General features: G+C 68.4%; 5 protein-coding genes and 1 pseudogene. 2 read left to right on the forward strand and 4 right to left on the reverse strand.

The features are described from left to right. On the forward strand, positions 1–1,638 hold a 1,638-nt coding region (locus A6302_RS18295), incomplete at its 5' end, for a glycine cleavage T C-terminal barrel domain-containing protein (RefSeq protein WP_280939417.1). After that, positions 1,631–2,176: a sarcosine oxidase subunit gamma gene (locus tag A6302_RS18300; protein ID WP_069308239.1), complete on the forward strand. Its 546-nt coding sequence runs from the start codon at positions 1,631–1,633 to the stop codon at positions 2,174–2,176. The genes A6302_RS18295 and A6302_RS18300, both read left to right, overlap by 8 nt. A gap of 6 nt (positions 2,177–2,182) precedes the next feature. Here the strand turns inward: A6302_RS18300 and A6302_RS18305 are convergent, their stop codons facing one another. From A6302_RS18305 to repC, 4 genes and pseudogenes are all read right to left on the reverse strand, one after another. Beyond that, the gene (locus tag A6302_RS18305) at positions 2,183–2,587 is read right to left on the reverse strand and encodes a DUF1850 domain-containing protein (protein ID WP_069308240.1); all 405 of its coding nucleotides are present in this window, start codon (positions 2,585–2,587) and stop codon (positions 2,183–2,185) included. Next, on the reverse strand, positions 2,584–4,683 hold the full coding sequence (locus tag A6302_RS18310; protein ID WP_069308241.1) for a TRAP transporter permease: 2,100 nt from the start codon (positions 4,681–4,683) through the stop codon (positions 2,584–2,586). The genes A6302_RS18305 and A6302_RS18310 overlap by 4 nt, the downstream gene beginning before the upstream one ends. A gap of 120 nt (positions 4,684–4,803) precedes the next feature. Next, positions 4,804–5,750: pseudogene (locus A6302_RS18315) on the reverse strand (TAXI family TRAP transporter solute-binding subunit). Positions 5,751–6,011: 261 nt separating this feature from the next. Beyond that, positions 6,012–7,244, reverse strand: coding sequence for a plasmid replication protein RepC (gene repC, locus A6302_RS18320; RefSeq protein WP_069308242.1), 1,233 nt, complete (start codon positions 7,242–7,244; stop codon positions 6,012–6,014). Between the last annotated feature and the right edge of the window lie 253 nt (positions 7,245–7,497).

Raw genomic sequence — 7,497 nt, forward strand, 5'->3', positions numbered from 1 at the left:
CATGCAGTCGCCGGCTCCGCCGCCGGCACAATGACGCTGGCCGCCTGCCTTGCCGAAGCGCCGCCGCCGGGACGAAGGCCGCCGAGCTGCGGCTTTGCCGGGTCCGCCCTCCCCATGCCCCGGGCCGACGACGAGCGCTTCGCGCTGGCGCCGGTCTGGCATGTGACGGGCGGCAAGGCGAAGGCCTTCGTCGACTTCCAGCATGATGTCACCACCGACGATGTCGCCCTTGCCGCCCGCGAGGGCTACATCTCGGTGGAGCATCTGAAGCGCTACACGACGCTCGGCATGGCGACCGACCAGGGCCGCACCGCCAATCTCAACGGCCTTGCGATTCTGGCCGAGGTCACCGGCCGCACCATCGCCGAGACCGGCATCGTCACCTCGCGCCCGCCGGTCGAGCCGGTGGCGATCGGCGCCTTCGCCGGACCGCATCGCGGCAGGAGTTTCCGCCCGCGCCGCGAGGCGCCGACCAATCCGGTCGCGGAGGCGCGCGGCGCGCAGATGATCGAATCCGGTCCCTGGTGGCGGGCGCAGTATTATCCCCTGCCCGGCGAGACCGACTGGTTGACGACTGTCTGCCGCGAGGTGAAGGCCGTCCGCTCCGGCGTCGGCGTCACCGACATGTCGACGCTCGGCAAGATCGAGGTGTTCGGCCCCGATGCCGCCGAGTATCTCGCCCGCATCTTCGCAAGTCCGGTGGCCAGGCTGAAGGTCGGCCGCTGCACCTATGGCCTGATGCTGCGCGAGGACGGCTTCGCCTTCGACGACGGCACGATCGCGCGGATCGGCGAGCAGCATTATTTCGTCACCTGCTCCACCGCCCATGCGGCCAAGGTCTACGAGCATTTCGAATTCTGCCGGCAGGTGCTGTTTCCCGATCTTGCCGTCGCGATCCAGTCCGTCTCCGAACAGTGGGCGCAGCTGGCGCTGGCCGGACCGAAGGCGCGCGAGGCGCTGGCGCGGATCGTCGATCCCGGCTTCGACCTTTCCAGGGACGCCTTCCCCTTCCTCGCCTTCGCCGAGACGACCGTGCTCGGCGGCCTGCGCGCGCGCCTGTTCCGCCTCACCTTCTCCGGCGAACTCGCCTATGAGATCGGCGTTCCGGCCCGGCGCGGCGCCGAGGTGATGGCCGCATTGCTCGACCGCTGCGGCGATCTCGGCATCGTGCCCTACGGCCTCGAGGCGGTCGGCGTGATGCGCATCGAGAAGGGCCACCCGGCGGCAGCCGAGTTCAACGGGCAGGTCAGCGCCCATCAGCTCGGCCTCGGCGTCTTCGCCGACCGGCCCACTCCCTGCATCGGCCGGGTCCTGTCGCGGCGGCATGACCTCGTCGATCCGGCCCGGGGCCGTCTCGTCGGCCTGAAGCCGGTGGAGACGACCTCGCGCCTGCGATCCGGCGCGCATCTTCTTCCCAAGGATGCGCCGGCGGAGGCCGCCAACGACCAGGGCTATGTCACCTCGGTCGCCTTCTCGCCGTCGCTCGGCCACTGGATCGGCCTCGGCTATCTGGCGAACGGCGACAGCCGGCGCGGCGAGATCGTCCGCGTCCACGACCCGGTGCGCGGCGGCGACTGCCTCGCCGAAGTTGTCGCCCCCAGTTTCCTCGATCCGGAAGGAACCCGCGCCCGTGCCTGACGCCCTCACGATCACCCGGCCGGACATGGCCATGGCGACGATCGCCGTGCCGTCCTCCTCGCTCGCCGCGGCCGAGGCGACCCTGGCGCAGATGGTCGGCGACGCCCTCCCCGCCGGCCTTGCCTCCGTCGCGGCCGATGGCCTCACGCTGCTGCGCACCGCACCGGCGCGCTTTGCCGTTCTCTCCGAGACGATGGACGGATGGGCGCTGGAGCGCCGTCTGCGCGCGGCGCTCGGTGATCTCGCCCTCGTCACCGACCAGAGCGATGGCCGCGCCGTGTTCCGCATCGCCGGACTGGACGCCCGGGCGCTGCTGGAGACCGGCTGTGCGCTTGATCTCGATCCGCGTGCCTTGCCCGCCGGCGACGGACGGATGACCGAGGTGATCGGCATCGGCGCCCTGCTGCTTGCGGAGCCAACCGGCTATCTTGTTGCCGTGCCGCGCAGTTTTGCGTTGAGTCTCGGCGACTGGCTGGTGCATGCGGCGAAGGCCGTGGCGGCGAGATCTGCGCTCAGCGGAGCCGTATATTCCGCCTGAGTCAGGTCACGGCGATCTCAGACCATCTGTCGCATCGTCAGGACAGACCGACAGCCGCACCGGATCGGCCTCGACCGGCACGATTTCGCCGAGCCTTCGGCAGGCGCCGTCGACACAGAGACGCCAGTCGCCGGCGATCTCGACCGGCGCGCGGCGCAGGATCACCTCGGTACGATAGGGATCGGCCGGCGCCCAGCGATAGAAACCGTCTTCGAGCCGGGCGTCCGGCGGCGGTTCCATCCCGGCTCCGCTGCCCTTGATCCGCGATTGCGTCAGCATCAGGCGGTGGCCTTCGATCCGCCAGTCCTCTTCCCAGGGAACCTTCTCGATCGTATGGGTCCAGGCGAGGGTGAAGACGGTGGCGGCAATCCGCACCGTCACCCCTGCTCCGGCGATGCAGAGCAGGCTCATGCCGCCTGCGCCGGCGCGCGCGACTTGCGCCAGCGCCAGAAGGCGAACGCGGCAGCGCCGACCAGGCCGAGCTCGTCAGTGATCGGGAGCGCCGCGACCATCAGCGCCGCGCTCACAAAAGCGAGCAAGCGCTCCCACACGACCAGCCGCCCGCCGAGCCAGCCGATCGCGGCGGCGCCCCACAGGCCGATGGCAATCACGGCCTTGGTCACCGTGTAGGCGACCGCCGGCCAGAAGCCGATCGACAGCGCCAGCGGCCCGCCGTCCTGCAGCATGATCGTCGGCGCATAGACGGCCATGAACGGCACGACGAAGCCGGCGGCGGCGATGCGCACCGCCTGCAACCCGATCTTCATGCCGCTTTCCCTGGCGATCGGCGCCGCGGCGAAGGCGGCAAGCGCCACCGGCGGCGTCAGGTCGGCCATGATGCCGAAGTAGAACACGAACATGTGGCTGACGATCAGCGGCACGCCGAGCTCCAGCAGCGCCGGACCGGCGATCGACGACGTGATGATGTAGTTCGGGATCGTCGGCACGCCCATGCCGAGCACGAGGCAGGTCAGCATCGTCAGCACCAGCGACAGGAACAGCGAGTTTTCCCCGATCGCGACGATCACACGGGCAAAGGTGGTTGCCGAACCGGTCAGGGCGAGAACGCCGATGATGATGCCGACGAGGGCGCAGGCCACGCCGACGGGCAGGGCATTCTTGGCACCCTCCCCGAGACTGTCGAGGCAGAGCCGCAGGGTTTCGCGGCCGCCGCGAACCGCGAAGTTCACCAGCACCATCAGCAGCACCAGCAGCAACACGACGCTGATGCCGCGGATCTCCGTGCCGGCGACCGTGAAGCTGGTGCCGAAACCGGCCGAGGCGAGCAGGCCCAGCGCCACCCAGAACAGCAGGCGCGGCACCGGGCCGAGCGCGAGGCCGAGCGGCATGCCGAGCACGATCAGCGCCGTGAGGCCGAGACCGACGGTGCCCGCAAACAGCGGCGTGTAGCCGGAGAACAGCAGCCAGACCAGCGCGACGAGCGGCAGCAGCAGATACCACCGTGCCCGGATCGCGCCGAGCGCGCTCGGACACTCGGCCTTCGGCAAACCGGCGAGACCCAGCCGCCCGGCTTCCAGATGCACCATCCAGAACACGGTGAGGAAATAGAGGATCGCCGGCACGATGGCCGCCTGGACGATGACCACGTAATCGACGCCGAGCGTCTCGGCCATGATGAAGGCGACCGCGCCCATCACCGGCGGCATGATCTGCCCGCCCATGGAGGAGGTGGCCTCGACGCCGCCGGCAAAGGCCGACTTGAAGCCGAAGCGCTTCATCAGCGGGATGGTGAAGGCGCCGGTGGTGACGACATTGGCGACGCCCGAGCCGTTGATCGTGCCCATCAGCCCCGAGGCGACCACCGAGACCTTGCCCGGGCCGCCGCGGGTGTGGCCGACCGTGCCGAGCGCGATGTCGTTGAACAGCTGGATCATGCCGGCCCGCTCCAGGAAGGAGCCGAACAGGATGAACAGGAAGATGTAGCTCGACGACACGTAGGTCGGCGTGCCGTAGATGCCCTCCGTACCCAGAAACAGCACCTCGACGAACTGGTCGAAGGCATAGCCGCGGTGATTGAGCGGGCTCGGCAGATGCTGGCCGAACAGGCCGTAGAGCAGGAAGGTGGCGCAGACGAGGGGCAGGGCGATGCCCATCATCCGCCAGCCGGCGATGAACACGATGGCCACGGCGACGACGCCGACGAGGATGTCGGTCTCGCTCGGCAGGCCGGCGCGCAGGATCAGGTCGTTGTAGAAGATCCAGTGATAGAAGCCGATGGCAAAGCCGACGAGACCGAGCGCCCACCACAGCGCCCGCGCGCCGAGCCTTGGATGCGCATTCGCCACCAGACCGAACAGCAGCAGCATCAGGAAGCCGACATGGACCGACCGGACCACCTGGCTCGGCAACGGCGCATAGGCCGCGGTCCAGAGTTGGAAGGCGGAGAAGGCGATGGCGATTGCAAACAGCAGCTTCGCGCCGCCGCCCGTCCCCCACCCGGGAATATGCTCGGCCGCCTCAGCGGCGGCCTGCCGGCTGTCGGTCATGGAAGATCCTCGAACGTGATGGCGGATATGGAATGCAAGGGAGGACGGACGGCGCCCTCCCCGGCGCCCGCAAGGGGCGGCGACTGCAGCCGGCCGGGATGCCGGCTGCAGTCCGGCGGATCACATCAGACCCTGTTCCTTGAAGTAGCGCTCGGCGCCCGGATGCAGCGGCGCCGGGGAGACGATGGCGTTGGCGTCGAGCTTGATCGCCTTGGCGGCGGCGTGGGCCGCGGCCAGATCCGGCAGGCTTTCGAAGATCGCCTTGGTCATCGCGTAGACCGCGTCGTCGGGCACGTCGGAATGGGTGACGAGATAGTTGATCACCGTCGCCGTCGGAACATCCGCGTCCTGGCCCTGATAGGTGCCGGCCGGGATCGTGCCGGCGGCGTAAGGCGCGCCGATCGAGCTCACCGCGTCGGCGGGCACTTCGACCACGGTGATCGCCACCGCGTTCGCAAGGTCACGCAGCGAGGCGACGCCGAGGCCGGCCGACTGCAGGGTCGCGTCGATCTGCCGGTTCTTCATCAACTCGACGGATTCGGCAAACGGCAGGTATTCGACCTTGCCGAGATCGTCATAGGTGAGCCCGGCCGCACCGAGAATGGCGCGGGCGTGAGTTCGGTGCCGGACGCCGGCGCACCGACCGACAGACGCTTGCCCTTGAGATCGGCTAGCGTCGTGATGCCCGACTCCTTCGAGGCGACGATCTGGATGTAGTTCGGATAGATCGCGGCGATGGTGCGCAGCTTGTCGAGCGGCTTGGCGAAACCGAGTTCGGTGTTTCCGGCATAGGCGTCACGCAGACTGTCGCCGAGGCTGAAGGCGATCTCGCCGCGGCCGGCCTGCAGCAGGTTGAGGTTTTCGACCGAGGCCTTGGTGGCCTGCACCGAGGGCCGCGCATCCGGCACCTTGGCCGCGAAGATCTTCTCGAGCGCGACGCCGAGCGGATAGTAGACCCCGGCCTGGCCGCCGGTAAGGATGTTGACGAAGGTCTCGGCCCGCAGCGGCATGGCGACGAGAAGCGGAATGAGCGCGAGGCTGGCAATCAGCCCGAGGCGTCTGGTCATCGATGTCTCCCTTTCGTCACAGCCGGCGATGCCGGCAACGTGTCGTCCGCATCACGCCGCGCTCTTCTCGAATTATCAGCTGATAATTCCGGCGCGGCTCCGTCACGACGCGGGACCCCGGCAGAGTGGTCCGAACGACGGCCAAGGTCAAATCGCGAAGGGCAGGGCGCGGATGAGGCCTAAGCGGACGCATCTTCCCAAACCGGAGTTATCAGCTGATAAGTCCGAGCGCCGCCCCCGAAACGATAATGCCCGACGGGATCACGTCGGCGGCGACGAGGCCCGCGCCTGCTGCCGCCACAAGGACATCACCACGGGTGCCGGCGTGAACCCGCCGCTCGCCGCCTTGGCCGTCAACGCCCGCAGATACCCGCCGGGCGAATTGATCTCCTCGGCCCGCTGCAGGATGGTCGCGACCGTCACGGCCGCGCCGGACTCGCCCATCGCCGACACGGCGCTGCGCCAGGCGTCCGGCGAAATCCCGAGCGCCGCCCGCGCCCGCTCTGCCGCCGTGACCAGATCGCCCCAGTCCGACACCCCGCCCGGCGTGTAGGCGCCGATGTCGGGACAGGCCTTCAGGATCATGCCGAGATGCAGCCGGATCTCCTCACCCGGCACCTTGCGGCTGCCATCGGCTCCACCCGCCGATCCTGCGGATTCGTGCTCGGCGTTTCCGCGGGCTTCGTTTTCGAAGCTTTCAGAGTCAGAAATGGGAGTCTGGTTTGAATCTTGTTTATGCCGCTCATGGTGATGGTCATTGCCGTTAGAATTTGTGGAAAGATGGATGCTTTCCAGCAGTTTGGCGGCATCTGCCTTGAGCTCGGCGAGGCCGTCGCGAAGACGGGCCGTTCCGGCGATGGAAAGACGGCGGTCGGTGCTGCCGGAAAGCGCCGCATAGGCCTCGGCCACGGCTTCCCAACCCTCGACCGACTCCTCGATCGCCCAGGCAATGGTCTTGGAGATGTCGCGGCGCAGCAGCGTGACCTCTTCCCGCAACTCGGCAAGCTGCCGCCGCTCGTCGCGAACGGTCTCCGCATGGGCCATGATCTCGCCGGCGCGGGCGAGCAGGGGCCGCAGATCGAAGCCGAAGGCGAGCGCGAAGTTGCCTTCGCCGTCGCGGCGCGCATAGCGCTTGCCGTTCGGACTGTCCTGGCGGACGATCAGGCCGGCCGCAACGAGCTGCGCGATCGCCCGGCGCAGGGTCGCCTCGGAGATCCCGTGGGCGCGCTGCGACAGCGTCCGGTTCGACGGAAAGACGACGAGGCCGTCCTCGGCGCAAAGTTCGTCGCCCTGGTGAAACGACAGCAGCGCCGACAGCACGGCCAGGGCCCGGTCGGACACCCCGAGCCGTGCACGCGCCTCCGTCGCATCGCGCAGCAGCCGCCACTTCTCGGCCCGCGCATCCGGCGGGCAAGCCGCCGCCGTTGCCTGTCCGGCCAGCATGGCGCGCGACAGACCCCGCGCCCCGAAGGGCGTCGTGACATGTTCCAGCATGATGTTGCCCTCTTGTGATCGGGCAAGAATCAAGGTTCGCCGCAAACGACGTCGTTGACAAATCAGGATGGAAGGTGTTTTCTGACGGTGCTAGCTATCAGAGGGCCTTCCGGACGGTTCGCCGTTTGGGGGGCCTTTCTTTTTGCCTGACTCTCTCCTGTGTTGGTTGATCCGACAGTCGTTCGCCCGCCACTGCGGGCCTTCCGGCAGAGAGGGCGCTAGCCCCGCTCCGCCTCGAATTCACTCTGATCTG

The sequence above is a fragment of the Methylobrevis pamukkalensis genome (assembly GCF_001720135.1).
In the GTDB taxonomy this organism is placed as follows: Bacteria; Pseudomonadota; Alphaproteobacteria; order Rhizobiales; family Pleomorphomonadaceae; genus Methylobrevis; species Methylobrevis pamukkalensis.